Below are 14,788 nucleotides of genomic sequence, written 5' to 3' on the forward strand. Positions count from 1 at the left end.
TTGTAGTCTGAAAAAATGTCTGGATTTTTCTCATCGGCTAAGGTTAATTCACCAAGGTTCAATAATATTGGCATTATTACTGTTCCTAAAATTTTGATTATCGACAATTGCCGTCTCAGTCGCATGACCATAGCAGACTTACTATCGTTTGATGGCTATGAAATATCAGAAGTAAACAACAATTCGACAATATTCGAGCATATAATCGAACAACAGCCAGATATCATTCTTTTAGATGTGATGACGAAAGAAATAGATGGCTTTGAAATTTGTCGACGCTTAAAGCAAAATTCTGATACTGGCAATATTCCGATTATGCTGATGTCTGTTACCGACTCTCGCGAGGAGCGTCTTAAAGGAATAAGGGCTGGCGGAGATGACTTTCTAATTAAGCCTATAGATCGTATCGAACTATTAACGCGAGTTAAATCTCTAATCGAACGCAAACGTCTCGACGATGGTTTGTATCAAACAGAACAGGTTTTGTTTTCTATTGCCAAAGCTGTAGAAAGCCGTTCCTCTGATGGGGGAAGTTCCGCCAGAACCACAGTTTTAGCGAGGGATTTTGGCACATACTTACAGCTTACACCCGAAGAGATCGATAATTTACTATTTGCTGCCCATCTTCACGATATTGGTACGATCGCCATTCCCGATGCTGTCATGTTAAAAAAAGGCAAGTTAACCGCTAAGGAAAAAGAACTCATTAGTCAGCATGTCTTGATTGGCGAAAAAATTTGTCAGCCTTTACGCAATCGCAGTGGTGTACTGCCCATTATTCGACATCATCACGAACGCTGGGATGGAACGGGTTATCCCGATGGGTTGGCAGGGGACAGCATTCCCTATTTAGCTCAAGTATTTCAAATTATTGATATTTATGATGCTCTAACTAGCGAACGTCCGCACAAACAGGCTTATACTCCCAATGAAGCTCTGGCAATAATTACAGAAGAAACTCAAAAAGGTTGGCGCAATCCTAGTTTGGTTGCTAATTTTGCTGCATTTATTCACGAAAATTAAGCGTTGCTATGGGTAGTAGCGATCGCCAATACTACCAACTACGAACTATAAACTCCAAACTCACTTTGTTGTCGTTCGTATTTTTCTAAGTGTAACAATTCTAGCTGTCCTCCATACTCCTGGATCGTAGCCAATTGTCGTGAATACAAACCTTTAAAGGTACTAGCAAAAAATAGGGTAACTAGTGCCACTACCAAACCTGCAGCGGTAGAAACTAAAGCTTCTCCAATGCCAGAGGTTACTCCTGTAGCTTGAGACTGTTGAAAATCGCCAATTTTCAAAGAACCTAAAGAAGTAATCAAGCCTAAAACCGTTCCCAGTAAGCCTAAAAGTGGAGCCATACTGATAATCGTCCCAAAAGCATTATTAAATCGTTTCAAAACTGGAATTTCCGCTTGTACGGCACTTTCTAAAGCCAACTCAAACTTTTGCGGTGTCGAACGCTTGAGAGAAATAGCAACCAAAAAAATTCGCGCGATCGGTAGCTGTCGATTGCGTTTGAGCAAAGTCTTGGTCATTTCCACATCATCTCGGTAAAGATTGAGAATGCGTTCGAGTAACTTGGTTTGCCGACGTGATAAACGCCACCAAAAGAGCGATCGCTCCAGAATCATTGCTAGAGAAATAACTGAAAGGATTAAGAGCGGCAACATCACCACTCCACCTGTTTTAAAAAGTTGAATTGCATTCATATAGCTAGAACAATACTGCCAAAGATTGATTAGATTGCATTCTAGCGGTAATAGATATTAAAGTTAAATTCAATATTCAAAGAATTTCGGGGATAGCTTGCAGGCAATGCCTCAAAAGGTGCCGATTGTCTTACCGCTGCTAGAGCTTCGCGATCGGCTAGCTCCGAACCAGAGGAGCTGGCTATAGTTAGTTGGGTAATATTGCCGTCTGGTTGAATGACAAAAGTAAGTACGGTATGTCGTTCGTCACTGGCAACTTGAGGATTCCAGTTACGTTTTACCCGTCGTCTAATCTCGTCAAAATACGAACTCATTTCCAAATTTTGCCGAGCATCCAAGCCACTAAAATTTTGGGCTTCTTGGCTAGCATTTGCCTGAAGGTTAAAAAATGTACTTCCAGCATCGTCGGCAAAAGATCGCTGATAACTACCACCTAACAAACTAGACGCACCCGTATCGGGAGAATTTGCAGCAACTGATTCTTTTTTTGGGGCAGCAGGTTTAGTAGTGGTTGGAGATGTTGGAGTAGTCAAAACATCTGAGTTGGGCTGAGCTACTTTCGCACTTTGAGTTGGAGCTTTAGCTGTAGCTGACGGTTTTTGTGTCTTTGAAGGTTTAGCAGGAGGTTCTAGCGGTTTGGGTGCTGGTGGCGTAGGAACTGTCTGGGGAGCTACTGCCGTTGGCGCAGTTGTAGTTGGTGTTTGTGGTTTTGGTGGCGAATCGAGTTCCTTTGCCGACTCACCAGTGTTGTCATTTGCAGGAGGCAATTCTGGTTTTACCTCGCCCCGTGAGATGGAGTTACGAGTCGCTTGTCGCTTAGTTTCTGGCGGGGGTTCTTTAGTAGCTGTTTCGGCAGGAACTTCGATAAACTCAATCGGAGTGGGTGTGTTTTGTGTGGTAGTCGATGGCGATCGCTCCAACCACAGCCAAATTAGCAATCCAGCTAGATGAATTGCTACCGAAGTCAAGATAAAGATCGAGAATGTTTGGTAACGATGTCGAGCAGAATGGCTTTTGTCCACAGTTATTTTTTAAAAAATTTCTAACGCTAGGGTTTGAGCTAAATAAAATTTGCCACTTAGTCTATCTCAATTATTATCGCGTTCTGACACTTTGCTTGCCAGTTATAAAAAACCTCTGTCTATAAGACAAAGGTTTTAATAGCTACAAATAAAACTAAAATTGTTACCACCATAAATGCCCCAAGTAAAAAACCACTAATAAACAATGTGTTTTGTCGTTTTTTATCTAAATAATATTTGACCGAAGTACGACCTGAATATCTGCCATTTAGCAATTTTCTTCGATCTGAGCGAGAGCTAAATTCGTTTTGTCCGTAAGCAATTTTGTTAGTTAAATTGACAATTTTAGTTTCTTGAGATTCGACTGCCCGTCTTAGTTCTAAGATTCGGTCGGTAAGGTCTGAAAGAAGAACGGACGCATTAGACCGCGACAGAGAAATTTTTGGTTCTTCGGTTTCAATGGCACTAGAAGTAGTTTCTTCATTCCAGTTACCAATAATCGGTCCGAGATTAAAAAATCCCTTTACCGTCAAATGAATAATCTCAACCAAATCTTTGGGACTGGTAGTTTTTAAAACGTAACCTCTCGCTCCCGCTCTTAAAGCCAAATTTAACTGCTGTTTATCGTCTCTGGTAGTAAACAATACAACCATTACATTAGTGAAAGTTTCGGATATAATTTTTGTGGCTTCTATGCCATTCATAATAGGCATTTCAATATCCATAAGTACGATATCGGGCTGACATTTTTCTATAGTATCGATTGCCTCTTTACCGTTACTAGCCGCTCCTACAACCGAGATGTCTGGTATGCTATCTAAATGAATTTTTAGAAATTCTCTGATAGTGCTTTGGTCGTCAACTATAGCAAGTTTAATCATTTATTTGGTCGCTCGATCTAAAACAGCATAGTACAAATTTCTGATGAGATTTTCTGAAACATCTCATTTGAGTTTTTTCCTGTTGCAAGGATAAAGCCAAAATTTTTCTAGATAGATATTTAATTTTAATAAAATGTAATATATATCAAGATTATAGAGGAACACCTGAGAAATAGATCCAACAGGGCAAACAAAAAATTATTACTATAGTGTAGTAAAGAGCAAATCTCGACTAAAAATTGCTCGATAAGATATTTTATTGCTTCAGGAGACTGTTAATGCTGAGACTCGAACGTGTAAGTAAAATTTATCCTACTGGAGAAGTTCTCAAAGATGTCACCTGGGAAGTAAAAGTAGGCGAAAAAGTAGGTTTGGTAGGAGTTAATGGTGCGGGAAAATCTACCCAGCTAAAAATTATTACTGGCGAAGTCGAACCAACTGCGGGAGAAGTCATTCGTCCTACCAGTTTGCGTATTGCTTATTTAACTCAAGAGTTTGAAGTCGAACCAACACGGACTGTAAAAGAAGAATTTTGGACTGTTTTTTCCGAAGCCAATAAAATTCAGCAGTCAATGTATAAAGTGCAACAGTTAATGGAGACTGCCACTCCGCAAGAACTCGATAAATTAATCGAACGGTTAGATAAGCTACAGCGAAAATTTGAAGCTTTAGACGGTTATGTTTTGGATGCCCAAATTGAAAAAATTCTACCTGAAATGGGGTTTAGTATTGAAGATGGCGATCGCCTGGTAAGTTCCTTTAGCGGTGGTTGGCAAATGCGAATGAGTTTGGGGAAAATCTTGTTGCAAGAACCAGATGTCTTACTGTTAGACGAACCGACCAATCATCTGGATTTAGAAACTATTGAATGGCTAGAGAACTATCTTAAAGGTATCAACACACCTATGGTAGTCGTCTCTCACGATCGAGAATTTCTCGACCGTCTCTGTACTAAAATAGTTGAAACCGAACGGGGTTTTTCGACTACTTATCTTGGTAATTACTCGGCATACTTACAGCAAAAAGCTGAAAATCGAACCGCTCAAGAGGCTACTTTCGATCGCCAACAAAAAGAACTTGCCAAACAGCAAGAATTTATCGAAAAATTTCGCGCCAGTGCCACTAGAAGTACTCAGGCTAAAAGCCGTGAAAAGCAGTTGGCAAAAGTAGACTTGGTTGAAGCTCCTACAGCAAATCTACGCGGTTTGAAGTTTCGTTTTCCTCCTTCTCCTCGTAGCGGTAGAGAAGTAGTTAAAATCGAAGATTTAGTTCACACCTATGACAACAACATTTTGTTTTTAGGCGCGGATCTGACCATCGAACGGGGCGATCGCATTGCAATTTTAGGTCCAAACGGTGCGGGTAAATCGACTTTGCTCCGCATGATTATGGGAATGGAACCCCATGATGAGGGAACGGTAGCTTTGGGTAAGCACAATGTAATTCCCAGTTATTTCGAGCAAAATCAAGCCGAAGCTTTAGACCTCGAAAAAACGGTAATGAATACTATTCATGATGAAGTACCAGACTGGAAAAACGAGGAAGTTCGTACTTTATTAGGACAATTTTTGTTTAGTGGCGATACGGTATTTAAACCAGTCAAAGCTTTGAGCGGTGGCGAAAAAGCACGTCTGGCTCTAGCAAAAATGTTACTTTCTCCCGCCAATTTCTTAATTTTAGACGAGCCGACCAATCATCTGGATATTCCTGCCAAGGAAATGCTGGAAGAAGCTTTACAACAATATGATGGAACAGCAATTATTGTTTCTCACGATCGCTATTTTATTTCTCAAGCTGCTAATAAAATTGTCGAAATTCGTGACGGAGAATTAGTTGTTTATCTAGGAGATTATCACTACTATTTAGATAAAATTGCTGAAGAAAAAGAACGAGCCAGACAAAAACTAGAAGCAGAAAAAAAAGCTGCTAAACAAGCAGAAAAAAGAGCCAAGCAAGCTGCAAAGAAAAAACAAAAAAAATCCAAAGTGTAGTGGGTTTTGTTAAAAACATTAAGCCTAAAAAAAACGAAGGTAATAGGTAATGGTAATACCGCTTCTCAAAGCAGCGCGTTCCCTAGCGTCTTGAAAAGACGCGGGGTCGCTGCTCAAAAGTAACTGGAGAGATAGAAATGTAACTTTAATTGTTATAAGAACTTAAACCCTTCTTTTAGCCTAGTGCCTATTGCCTATTGCCTGTTTCCTCCCAATTCTCTCATTATCTTCGAGAATTGGTATAACTATCTAGCGCAATCGATCTAAAATAATGGACTTAGAAAATCAACTAAAAATTTTGATAGATGAGGCACCACAATATGGAATCTCACCCATAATAATTCAAAAAGCGATCGCTCCAGTGCTGCAATTATTTGCCGAACAATTGCAGCATTCAGAATATTACATTCTCCAAAATTTAGAGGAAAACTGGGTTTTAACAACTATCGCCAACTCAGATCGCCAGCAAAAAAAAGTTATTTATGCTTTCACTAGTGTTAGAGATGCTGCAACTTTTCAAGCCAATGCCGATCCTAGTATCATTGCTGCTGCTATTCCCGTGACTCACCTATTGTTTCGTTTGTTTTCCTTAGAACAGGTAGACAGCATTTTTTTTCTTAATGATTCTCACAATCTTAATACAGGGATCGAGGTACGGCGCGATCGCTTGTTTCAACTAATTCAACAGCAACTCCAGCAAATTACTCAAGTTCCCCCCGATATTGCCTGAGTACGAGCGATTGCTCTAATTAAGTATTGTTTCTGACTGGAGGTTTGACAATCGAACTTAGCAGTTTAAATATTGATATTTATATCAAATTGAAATTAATCGCTCCCTCAACAAATTATTATTACTATAATGAAATTTTCGTGCTTTAAAAATGCTGAAAAAAGCTTTGCTTTAGTAGTTTTAAGTCGAGGTCCCGCATGAGTTTTTGCCTTGCTTTCCTCGATTATTAAGCAAGCTCAAATTCCGATCGTTAATATTAATGTCGCTCTAATTATTCTAATTATAAGGTGTATGTATAAACCGCAAAATAATAGCGATCTCTCAAAAGGATTGTGGGTAGAATCCAATCGCTTTTATGCTTTGGGAGAATACTCCTGTCCTGTGTGTCGTCACGGAAAAATTGCGGCGATGCCACTAATGGAAACCTTTGCCTGTAACTTCTGCCAGCACATTTTTACGGCAAATTTTGATAAACAGCTTTTGAAAATGGCTGATAGTCAACTACCATTAACCTGGTATTGGAATGGTAAAAATTGGAAGGGTATACATCGAGAAGGTACCGAAATTGGCTGGGGTTATCTATTATTTGGGCTGAGTTTCGTGATTTTTCCCACTTCAATCGTTGGTTTGGGAACTTATTTGTTTCCTCCCCTACCAGGTAGTCCTTTATCTTGGCTGCCCGTATTCTGGACGGTGCTAACTTTTTTGACCCATTTACTCTGTCTGGTTTGGCTGTTAATAGAGTACTATCAGTTTCCAATTTTTCTCTATGTCGGAGCTATAAAGAGAAGGTTGCTCGCCAGAAGTTTGGGTTAATTTACTCGCTATTAAAAAAACTATAGGGGCAGCTTATCGACCGCCCTCTAAGAAATTGAATTTAACCACGTCCTATTGGTAAAACTCTACCTTCAACTCGATCGCGGTACGGCAGCACTTCTTCAGTGTAGTCAATAGGAAGTACAGCACAGACATTTTCATGAGGACGAGGAATAATTACCCAGGATTCTAAGGTTGCCCCTTCTGCTTTTTTGACAGCTTCTATACCAGCTTCCATAGCAGTTTTAACTTCGGAAACATCACCGCGAATATTAATATTAAATCGCGCACTACCAACTCTAATATAACCAACGAGAGTAACTCTTCCTGCTTTCACCATAGCATCGGCTGCTGCCAAAATACCTGGAAAGCCTTTGGTTTCAATCGAACCTACCGCAGATTGAGCGGGCATACACTTTCTCCTTACCTAATTAGTTAATAATAAAAGTAAATAAATATATATTGTATATATCTACGAGTTCCAATTTTAGCTGGTTTTAGAGCTTTTGAATATAGGCTGTTTAACCTATGCGATCGCTCTAAACTCTATAAGGCTCTACTTTTTCGCTATAGTCGATGGGCAAAACAGCAACCACGTTATCTGGTGGATTGGGAACTATATAGTGAGTAGCTACCTTGCCACCAAAGGTATTGTCTGCCGCTTCAAATCCTGCTTTCATAGCGGGTTTGACTTCTGCAACAGGTCCACGAATAGCGATTACAAAGGTACCGCTTTCACCTTTGTCAAAATAAACCAGAGTTACACGACCATTTTTCAAAGTAGCATCTGCCGCAGCCAAAACCGCAGGAAAACCTAGAGTTTGGATTACGCCTACTGCTTGTTGTTGAGACATAAATTTTCTTCGAGCTTTAAAAATAATATATCTCGATCGCTTGAGTTTCGGTGAAAAACTATATTAAATTTTAATTTGGCTGGGACGATCGACAGAGGCTACGATGCGATCGCATCCCGATTTGGGTTTAGCCCACTGATAGCGATATTCGGCAGGATCGCCCCAGCACAAACCCAAGTAAACTTCTGTACGAGTAGCATCAATTTCAGCCCACTCTGTTTGTTGAACCAGCTTACCTACATAGTCAGAAGTAATTTTTTGATGGCGATTTTTATGATTGCTTCCTGGTGCGTTGACCAGCCAAAAATTCATTCCTACAGTGACTTCGTGCCAAAAATTGAGAATAGAATCTTTGGCTTGCATTAAAATTTTTTTATCTCCTGAAATGGGCAGTAGCTGATTGTGAGTTTCTGGATAGCGAATCGTTTGTTGCTTAAAGCTACAGCTACGCCACAAAATAGCAGATACTTGATGCTGTTGCTGATACTCGTGTATTTGATGGCGAAAATCCTGATAGGCAAAAACTTTACTAACTCGCTCCATATTTAAGGCTTTGGCTACTACAGGATCGTTGATGCGTTTATTTGATGACAAGACAATCCGCCGCCCTTTCCAATTTTCCTGTAGTTCGCGATCGAGTATTCTAATCAATTCTTGAGTTGTATAAGTCATCAATCGAGCTGGGTCACTCCTATACCTAATTAAAATTTTAACCCCACCAACTGCAACTAAAGCTATTTCTTAGTGAAGTATAATGCTTCAGCCTTAAATAAATTTATTAAAGGTCAATCTTAGGTAAGATGGCAAAAAATATGAGAGGCTAGAAGAATAGATAATTTGAAGTATTAGCAAATAATTAACAGTAAAAATGTTTACATTTTTGAAAAGTAACTTACGTCGCTTAGCGATCGCCAGTCTAGTAGCGATCGCTTTATTTTCGAGTTTGGTTTTCAGTAGTGGAAACTACAATACAGCTTTTGCTGCCGAACCATTAAAGCGAGATGCAGTAGATATGGCTGGAGAAGATACTATAAACGATGCAGAATATGAATCGGCTAAAGCCAAACGGAGAGCAATGCAAGCTCAAATGTCGCAGCAAGCCGAAGAAGACGATAGCTCCAAAAGCGCGTCTGAAAAGCTCAATTTAGGTGAACCCGTGCCTGAGTCTACCAAAGAATTTTTCGACCGCGACAAATAATAAATAATAAGGCGTAAAACTAGGGAAGAAACGCAGGTAGTGCCAACTTTATAAGAGAGATCGCACTCAATGGCTAAAACTCGCATTCTTTCTCAAAAAGCATTAATGTTATTGAAAGTAAAAAATTCTAATCGAACTCATTGTTCGAGAAGCGGCAGTTGGCTAAGAAGCCGAAGTTAAAAGCTTTTATAACAATGCTTTTTGAATTGGTTAGCAGTCAATGAAAATTTCCTTAGATTTACGCCTATTTTTTAAAACTTATCTTTCAAGTAGAGAAATCAAATATCTTTATTTTCTGGCAGGTGAACATCTTACTAAAGTTTGACTTTACCTTTTAATATTATTTAAGTGTATTCTTTGTTAATTGCTCAATTTAAACTTATGACATTATTAGACAAATACGATCGGCAAGCTATCGATCGCAACTTTGCTTCAGTAGTTAGTTTTTTAGACAGCAAATTCGATAAAACCTATTTAAGATCTTCAGAAGTACCAAGCTATTTCTATAAAGGCAACAAATTTAAACTAGAAGTAACAGTATTTGCCAATCCTAGAATTGCCAAAATAGATATAAGAGTAATTAGCTTAAAAAGCTACGATAGAGAATCTGCTTTTGAATGCAGTTATAACCTAAATGAGTTGTCAATGGATATGTTTAAAAGCTCTATTAACTATTTAATATCTACACTTAATTAGCGACTGTTACCTTACCTAATAATTTTGCCGTTTGGGAAGGTTTATTGACACGATATCTCAATCTCAAAGAGCTTATTCCAGAGTTTGCCAGTCACAAACAGTCTGTCTTCTAAAGCATCGTAAGCAATTCCATTTAATACCGCCCCAGTTTCTAAAGCGGGCGGAGGATCGATAATTCCCGTCAAATCGAGCCAGCCTATAACTCGACCAGTCTGAGGAGAAATACGGGCAATGCGATTGGTCAACCAGACATTGGCTAAAATTTCACCATTAATATATTCAAGTTCATTTAAATTTGCTATTGGTTTTTGCCCATCTTTTACCCGAATGTGCCTAATTTCTTGAAATGTGTCGGGATCTAGGAAGTAAAGCGTGTCCGAACCGTCGCTCATAATTAGTTGGCTATCGTTATGTGTCAAACCCCAACCTTCAGTTGGATAGGTAAAAGTATTTAATTTCTTAAAGCTCTGGCGATCGTAGATAAAACCAGTATGGGATACCCAGGTAAGCTGAATTAGTCGCTCTTGCCACAAAGTCAAACCTTCAGCAAAATAACGATTATCTAAACGCTGAATTTGCAAAACTTTTCCAGTTTCTAATTCGACTTGCCGCAAGGACGATCTTCCTCTCAATCCAGTGCTTTCGTATAGTGTGTCGTGACTGTAAACTAAACCCTGAGTAAAGGCATTAGGGTCGTGAGGATAAGTGTTAACAACTCGATAACCACAAATTGGCACTGAATTTTGCGCTTGGATTGGCGAGACTTTAAATTTCTCCATACCAAACCACATAGTTAATCCTGCAATTAATAACAGCAAAAAAAAGTATTTTTTTTTATCAATTTTAGACAAGAGCGATCGCTTCAAAATATTTAATCTATCTAATTTTATCCTTTTGATGTTTTATTCAATTCGTTACGCCGCAATCTTAGCTGAATGTCTTCTAGTAAAGTCCGATTAACCGCCATAAGGTCGGCAATAGAACCAAAAATCCATAGTTGAAAACCAATCAAAATCAAAATAGCTGCGAGAATCAAGCTGGGAACGCGAGGTTTGTCAGTGTTACTGCCAAAAATTCCCCAAAACAGCAATAACCAGCGTAGGCACAACAAAAATCCCAAACTAAAAGGTATGCTGCCTAAGATAGTAAAAAATTGCAGCGGTCGATAAGTCATAAAGATGCGAACGATAGTCAAAATAGACCGCTGAATATATGCAGGTATGCTTTTGACTAATCTAGAGGGACGTAAATAACTATTGGTTCTTATCGGCACCGAAGTTATCGCCATGCCTTTTTGTCCTGCCTGAATAATAGTTTCTAGAGTATAGGTATACTCATTAAAAACATTTAGTTTTAAAGCTGCTTCGCGGCTAATGGCGCGAAAACCGCTAGGAGCATCGCGAATATTGGTTTTACTGGCAAGGCGCACTACCGTACTGCCTAGTTTTTGCAGAAACTTTTTAACTGGCGAAAAATGCGCGATCTCCTGAATTGGTCTGGCACCAATGACGATTTCGGCTCTATTTTCCAAGATGGGTGCGATTAGTTTGGGTATGTCGGCAGCACAATACTGGTTGTCGGCATCGGTATTGACAATAATGTCTGCACCCGCTTTAAGTGAAGCTTCAATCCCCGCCATAAAGCCTTTTGCCAACCCCTGATTGTGTTCGAGGTTGATGATATGGTGGACTCCACAAGCTTTAGCTACTTCCAAAGTGCGATCGCGACTTCCATCGTTGATTATGAGAAATTCTATCTCGTCAACGCCTGGTAAGCTGCGGGGTAGTTCTGAGAGAGTCAATCCTAAAGTAGCTTCTTCGTTATAGCAGGGAATTTGAATAATTAGCTTCATCGCACTAACTGACCCAACAAGCTTTTGAAAATAGATAGACCATCAGTATCCCCCAGGGCAATATCGGACGCTCGTTCTGGATGGGGCATCATGCCTAAGACATTACCCCGTTCGTTGATAATGCCTGCAATGTTATTAAGCGAACCGTTGCAATTGCCCTCTGCGTCAATTTCTCCCGATGGACTACAGTAGCGAAATAAAACCCGTTCGCTGTCTTCTAATTCTTGAATTGTATTTTTATCGGCGTAATAGCGACCTTCACCATGAGCGATTGGTAGGGTAATAACCTGATGGGGTTCGTAGTTTCGAGTCCAGGGAGTATTTTGCCGCTCGACTCTAATTGGTACGCGATCGCAAATAAAATGCAGATCGCGATTGCGAATTAAAGCTCCAGGCAGTAATCCGACTTCGGTTAATACCTGAAAGCCATTACAGATACCAATTACATATTTATTCTGTTTGGCGTGTTCGACAACGCTAGACATTACGGGAGAAAATTGCGCGATCGCTCCACACCGTAAATAGTCACCATAGCTAAATCCCCCTGGAACGACTACCACATCTAAATCTTCAATATCTCGCTCTTGATGCCACACCATACGAGTAGGAAGATCTAACAATCCTTGAGTTACAGTAGCTACGTCGCGATCGCAATTGGAGCCAGGAAAAACGATAATGCCAAATTTCATCGATCTTATTCTTTCTACTAAACTTTTAAACTGTAGCGAGTTCGGTCACTTCAAAACAGTAATTTTCGATGACGGTATTTGCCAACAGGCGATCGCACATTCGATCTAAGTGCTGTCTGGCTTCTGCTTCATCCGTCGCAGACAAACTGAGTTCGATGTATTTTCCAATTCTAACGTTCTCAACTGTTTCATAACCAAGCTGTTTGATTCCATTCTCCACCGCCGCTCCCGCAGGATCGAGAACCGAAGGACGCAAGGTAACATAAACGCGAGCCTGATATTTAGCCATAAAATTTATTTAAATAATTCAATTAATGCGATCGCCTTTCAAATTTTATCGTGCTTGAGTCAATTTATTTAAACCTCGTCAACTTAGAAAACTATAGTTTTTGAATCGAGTAATATAGTTTCAAACTGGCTGCGATTTAGCTTGGCATTGCGGACAATAATAGTATCTACGTCCGCCAGAAGTTTCTTTGACAATAGCGGTGCCGCAGACAAAACAGGGTTCTTCTTCGCGATTAAATACCCAATGGCGGTATGCTTGGCGTTTATAACCCTTAGCTTTTAGTTTGGCAGCTAGTTCGATATCATTGGTAATTCCTTTAGTTTGATAAGACTGCTGGGGAATAGCGATCGCCGCTAGGCTCAACTGCTGTAGTTGCCGTTCGCTACAGTCAATTGGTCGCAGAGTAGGATGGACGCGCGCCACAAACAAAATTTCGCTGCGGAGATAATTTCCCACACCTGCTAAAAAATGCTGGTCGAGAAGTAAAGCGGTAAGACGACGTTTTAGAAAGCGTTTATCTTGTAATCTGGCTACAACTGCTGCTGAAGTTGTCCTGTCATTTAATACATCTAATCCGAGGCGACTGAGAAACGGATGGGTGGCGATCGCTTTTTTATCTAATACTTCAATATCCGACGCGCTGTAAAGTAGAGCCGATTTTTTCAAATTGTGAATTGCCAAACGCAATTGACGATTGGTTTGGGGATAATCATGTGCCTGACGAATCATCCATTTACCATAAAGCTGATTGTGACTGTAAATTGCTAGTTGATTGTCGAAGTGAATTAACAAAGCTTTGCCTTTAGCTGCTACTTTTATTACCAAACAGCCTGCAAACTTAGCTTCATAAGGTTTGAGATGTTCAAATGCAAAAAAAATCGTTTCTACAGGAACTGAGGCGATCGCGTCGCTAATTTTATCTGCCTCTAGCTTTACTTCTGGACCTTCTGGCATTATCAATAAAATATTTTTACAAACATATTTATTCTATTAAACCTAATGAGTTTGAAGTTGAGAATTAGATATTTTTTAATTAGATAATAGGCGATTGAAACTTATAAAAGTAATATTCAACCTCCAGAGCGATGTCAATTTAAAACCAGTAAAGATAGTTTAGATATATAACGATGTTGCCCTGTTAAGAATGAGTTTTATAGTTGGGTATGTTTTTCAACTTAGTTTTTAGTTTTTACTTACTTCCAAATATTTTTTCAGGCAACATTCAATCATGTGAAGTCTTCAAACTAACCCTAACAATCAAATTTAACAATTATGTCTGAATCAAAAAAAGAACAGATCGTTACCAAGCTCAAACAGGCTCGTCAAACAGGAGAATTAAAAACAGAAAGAATTCGCGAAATTGTCAGAGAAGCAGTTTCTGAAGCCGTAACCGAAGTAAAAGAAGGTAGAGTGGAAATTGCCACTTTAATTCGTGAAGCGATCGCGGCGGTTACGGAAACTTTCCAGGAAAAAGCTGGCGAAATTAAAGAAGAATTAGCCGCATCAATTGAAGGTGCCATTGACGGTGCCAGCGAAGCCAGACGCAAGGCAATTGTTGAAACTCAAGAAGAAATTCAAACTTTACAGGCGCAAGTCACAACTGAAGAAGACGAACTGCAACAGGAAATTGATGGCGCGCTAACAGAAGTCGAAACTCAAAACGATACTACATCCGATAAAGTTACTCAGGCGATCGCTGAAGCCGTTGTCACCGTTAGAGATAGCGAAGAATTTTCTTTACTACAAAAACGCTATGCTCAACTAAAAGCTCAATTAGCAGTTTTACAGGCTAACCTATCGAGCCGTTATGGGGAGCGTTATGAAGAAGTCAATAAATACCTGGAAGAAGCAAAAACCTGGTACGAAAAAGCTAAAGAAGATCCCGAATTATTTACCGACAAAGTCAAGCAGCGCAGAGATAAGTTCGAGCAAAAATTAGGAGAAACAGGCGGTGCAGCGGCGCGCAAAGAACGGCAGCTCAAGCAGCTATTAAAAGAACTATGGCAGTCTGTGAGAGAAATATTTCAGGAAGAAAAAGTTACTAAATAAAAAGGC

The 14,788-nt window shown here is 39.7% G+C and carries 18 protein-coding genes; 7 read left to right on the forward strand and 11 right to left on the reverse strand.

Going from position 1 to position 14,788, the window contains the following annotated elements:
- Nucleotides 1-15: 15 nt before the first annotated feature.
- Nucleotides 16-1,023, forward strand: coding sequence for an HD domain-containing phosphohydrolase (locus KV40_RS12680; protein ID WP_036481781.1), 1,008 nt, complete (start codon nucleotides 16-18; stop codon nucleotides 1,021-1,023).
- Between the two features lie 38 nt (nucleotides 1,024-1,061).
- Here the strand turns inward: KV40_RS12680 and KV40_RS12685 are convergent, their stop codons facing one another.
- The 3 genes from KV40_RS12685 to KV40_RS32125 all read right to left on the reverse strand — a co-directional run bounded on the left by KV40_RS12685 (nucleotide 1,062) and on the right by KV40_RS32125 (nucleotide 3,618).
- Complete coding sequence (locus KV40_RS12685) at nucleotides 1,062-1,715, reverse strand: MotA/TolQ/ExbB proton channel family protein (protein ID WP_036481783.1); 654 nt, start codon at nucleotides 1,713-1,715, stop codon at nucleotides 1,062-1,064.
- A 41-nt stretch (nucleotides 1,716-1,756) separates the two neighbouring features.
- Complete coding sequence (locus KV40_RS12690; RefSeq protein WP_036481785.1) at nucleotides 1,757-2,683, reverse strand: TonB family protein; 927 nt, start codon at nucleotides 2,681-2,683, stop codon at nucleotides 1,757-1,759.
- A gap of 173 nt (nucleotides 2,684-2,856) precedes the next feature.
- The gene (locus tag KV40_RS32125; protein WP_052055602.1) at nucleotides 2,857-3,618 is read right to left on the reverse strand and encodes a response regulator transcription factor; all 762 of its coding nucleotides are present in this window, start codon (nucleotides 3,616-3,618) and stop codon (nucleotides 2,857-2,859) included.
- A 278-nt stretch (nucleotides 3,619-3,896) separates the two neighbouring features.
- Here KV40_RS32125 and KV40_RS12700 point away from each other — a divergent pair, with 278 nt between their 5' ends.
- The 3 genes from KV40_RS12700 to KV40_RS12710 all read left to right on the forward strand — a co-directional run bounded on the left by KV40_RS12700 (nucleotide 3,897) and on the right by KV40_RS12710 (nucleotide 7,155).
- Nucleotides 3,897-5,609 (forward strand): ABC-F family ATP-binding cassette domain-containing protein, encoded by a 1,713-nt coding sequence (locus KV40_RS12700; protein ID WP_036481788.1) that lies wholly within the window; start codon nucleotides 3,897-3,899, stop codon nucleotides 5,607-5,609.
- A 271-nt stretch (nucleotides 5,610-5,880) separates the two neighbouring features.
- The gene (locus KV40_RS12705) at nucleotides 5,881-6,339 is read left to right on the forward strand and encodes a hypothetical protein (RefSeq protein ID WP_036481791.1); all 459 of its coding nucleotides are present in this window, start codon (nucleotides 5,881-5,883) and stop codon (nucleotides 6,337-6,339) included.
- A 291-nt stretch (nucleotides 6,340-6,630) separates the two neighbouring features.
- On the forward strand, nucleotides 6,631-7,155 hold the full coding sequence (locus KV40_RS12710; RefSeq protein WP_253274244.1) for a hypothetical protein: 525 nt from the start codon (nucleotides 6,631-6,633) through the stop codon (nucleotides 7,153-7,155).
- Nucleotides 7,156-7,216: 61 nt separating this feature from the next.
- On the opposite strand, the gene KV40_RS12715 is transcribed toward KV40_RS12710, so the two are convergent.
- The 3 genes from KV40_RS12715 to KV40_RS12725 all read right to left on the reverse strand — a co-directional run bounded on the left by KV40_RS12715 (nucleotide 7,217) and on the right by KV40_RS12725 (nucleotide 8,681).
- Nucleotides 7,217-7,567 carry a carbon dioxide-concentrating mechanism protein CcmK gene (locus tag KV40_RS12715; protein ID WP_036481794.1) on the reverse strand — a complete coding sequence of 117 codons (351 nt, stop codon included), beginning with the start codon at nucleotides 7,565-7,567 and terminating at the stop codon, nucleotides 7,217-7,219.
- Between the two features lie 127 nt (nucleotides 7,568-7,694).
- Nucleotides 7,695-8,009, reverse strand: a complete 315-nt coding sequence (locus KV40_RS12720) for a carbon dioxide-concentrating mechanism protein CcmK (protein ID WP_036481797.1) — start codon at nucleotides 8,007-8,009, stop codon at nucleotides 7,695-7,697.
- A 63-nt stretch (nucleotides 8,010-8,072) separates the two neighbouring features.
- Nucleotides 8,073-8,681 (reverse strand): hypothetical protein, encoded by a 609-nt coding sequence (locus KV40_RS12725; RefSeq protein WP_036481800.1) that lies wholly within the window; start codon nucleotides 8,679-8,681, stop codon nucleotides 8,073-8,075.
- 196 nt (nucleotides 8,682-8,877) lie between these two features.
- Between KV40_RS12725 and KV40_RS32130 the strand changes: the two genes are divergently transcribed.
- Nucleotides 8,878-9,207: a hypothetical protein gene (locus tag KV40_RS32130; protein ID WP_052055603.1), complete on the forward strand. Its 330-nt coding sequence runs from the start codon at nucleotides 8,878-8,880 to the stop codon at nucleotides 9,205-9,207.
- A gap of 381 nt (nucleotides 9,208-9,588) precedes the next feature.
- Nucleotides 9,589-9,903: a hypothetical protein gene (locus KV40_RS12735; protein WP_253274245.1), complete on the forward strand. Its 315-nt coding sequence runs from the start codon at nucleotides 9,589-9,591 to the stop codon at nucleotides 9,901-9,903.
- A 41-nt stretch (nucleotides 9,904-9,944) separates the two neighbouring features.
- Here the strand turns inward: KV40_RS12735 and KV40_RS12740 are convergent, their stop codons facing one another.
- The 5 genes from KV40_RS12740 to nei form a co-directional block, all read right to left on the reverse strand.
- Entirely contained in the window at nucleotides 9,945-10,754 is an 810-nt protein-coding gene (locus KV40_RS12740) for a glutaminyl-peptide cyclotransferase (protein ID WP_036481803.1), read from the reverse strand.
- A gap of 35 nt (nucleotides 10,755-10,789) precedes the next feature.
- On the reverse strand, nucleotides 10,790-11,755 hold the full coding sequence (locus tag KV40_RS12745; RefSeq protein ID WP_036481806.1) for a glycosyltransferase family 2 protein: 966 nt from the start codon (nucleotides 11,753-11,755) through the stop codon (nucleotides 10,790-10,792).
- Nucleotides 11,752-12,444 carry a phosphoribosylformylglycinamidine synthase subunit PurQ gene (gene purQ / locus KV40_RS12750; protein ID WP_036481809.1) on the reverse strand — a complete coding sequence of 231 codons (693 nt, stop codon included), beginning with the start codon at nucleotides 12,442-12,444 and terminating at the stop codon, nucleotides 11,752-11,754. Before purQ ends, KV40_RS12745 begins: the two co-directional genes overlap by 4 nt.
- 25 nt (nucleotides 12,445-12,469) lie before the next feature.
- A complete protein-coding gene (gene purS, locus KV40_RS12755; protein ID WP_036481812.1) occupies nucleotides 12,470-12,733 on the reverse strand; it encodes a phosphoribosylformylglycinamidine synthase subunit PurS in 264 nt (87 codons plus the stop codon).
- A 120-nt stretch (nucleotides 12,734-12,853) separates the two neighbouring features.
- Complete coding sequence (gene nei / locus KV40_RS12760; protein WP_036481814.1) at nucleotides 12,854-13,687, reverse strand: endonuclease VIII; 834 nt, start codon at nucleotides 13,685-13,687, stop codon at nucleotides 12,854-12,856.
- Nucleotides 13,688-14,005: 318 nt separating this feature from the next.
- Here nei and KV40_RS12765 point away from each other — a divergent pair, with 318 nt between their 5' ends.
- Nucleotides 14,006-14,782 carry a hypothetical protein gene (locus KV40_RS12765; RefSeq protein ID WP_036481817.1) on the forward strand — a complete coding sequence of 259 codons (777 nt, stop codon included), beginning with the start codon at nucleotides 14,006-14,008 and terminating at the stop codon, nucleotides 14,780-14,782.
- Nucleotides 14,783-14,788 lie beyond the last annotated feature (6 nt).

The organism is Myxosarcina sp. GI1 (assembly GCF_000756305.1).
Classification (GTDB): Bacteria; Cyanobacteriota; Cyanobacteriia; order Cyanobacteriales; family Xenococcaceae; genus Myxosarcina.

Excerpts from the sequence above, each read along its gene's own strand:
- purQ (WP_036481809.1), bottom strand. The coding sequence starts at position 12,444 with ATGAAATTTGGCATTATCGTTTTTCCTGGCTCCAATTGCGATCGCGAC.
- KV40_RS32125 (WP_052055602.1), bottom strand. The coding sequence starts at position 3,618 with ATGATTAAACTTGCTATAGTTGACGACCAAAGCACTATCAGAGAATTT.
- KV40_RS12715 (WP_036481794.1), bottom strand. The coding sequence starts at position 7,567 with ATGCCCGCTCAATCTGCGGTAGGTTCGATTGAAACCAAAGGCTTTCCA.
- KV40_RS12685 (WP_036481783.1), bottom strand. The coding sequence starts at position 1,715 with ATGAATGCAATTCAACTTTTTAAAACAGGTGGAGTGGTGATGTTGCCG.
- KV40_RS12765 (WP_036481817.1), top strand. The coding sequence starts at position 14,006 with ATGTCTGAATCAAAAAAAGAACAGATCGTTACCAAGCTCAAACAGGCT.
- KV40_RS12745 (WP_036481806.1), bottom strand. The coding sequence starts at position 11,755 with ATGAAGCTAATTATTCAAATTCCCTGCTATAACGAAGAAGCTACTTTA.
- KV40_RS12705 (WP_036481791.1), top strand. The coding sequence starts at position 5,881 with ATGGACTTAGAAAATCAACTAAAAATTTTGATAGATGAGGCACCACAA.
- KV40_RS12725 (WP_036481800.1), bottom strand. The coding sequence starts at position 8,681 with ATGACTTATACAACTCAAGAATTGATTAGAATACTCGATCGCGAACTA.
- nei (WP_036481814.1), bottom strand. The coding sequence starts at position 13,687 with ATGCCAGAAGGTCCAGAAGTAAAGCTAGAGGCAGATAAAATTAGCGAC.
- KV40_RS12700 (WP_036481788.1), top strand. The coding sequence starts at position 3,897 with ATGCTGAGACTCGAACGTGTAAGTAAAATTTATCCTACTGGAGAAGTT.
- KV40_RS12735 (WP_253274245.1), top strand. The coding sequence starts at position 9,589 with ATGACATTATTAGACAAATACGATCGGCAAGCTATCGATCGCAACTTT.
- KV40_RS12710 (WP_253274244.1), top strand. The coding sequence starts at position 6,631 with ATGTATAAACCGCAAAATAATAGCGATCTCTCAAAAGGATTGTGGGTA.
- KV40_RS12720 (WP_036481797.1), bottom strand. The coding sequence starts at position 8,009 with ATGTCTCAACAACAAGCAGTAGGCGTAATCCAAACTCTAGGTTTTCCT.
- purS (WP_036481812.1), bottom strand. The coding sequence starts at position 12,733 with ATGGCTAAATATCAGGCTCGCGTTTATGTTACCTTGCGTCCTTCGGTT.
- KV40_RS12680 (WP_036481781.1), top strand. The coding sequence starts at position 16 with ATGTCTGGATTTTTCTCATCGGCTAAGGTTAATTCACCAAGGTTCAAT.
- KV40_RS32130 (WP_052055603.1), top strand. The coding sequence starts at position 8,878 with ATGTTTACATTTTTGAAAAGTAACTTACGTCGCTTAGCGATCGCCAGT.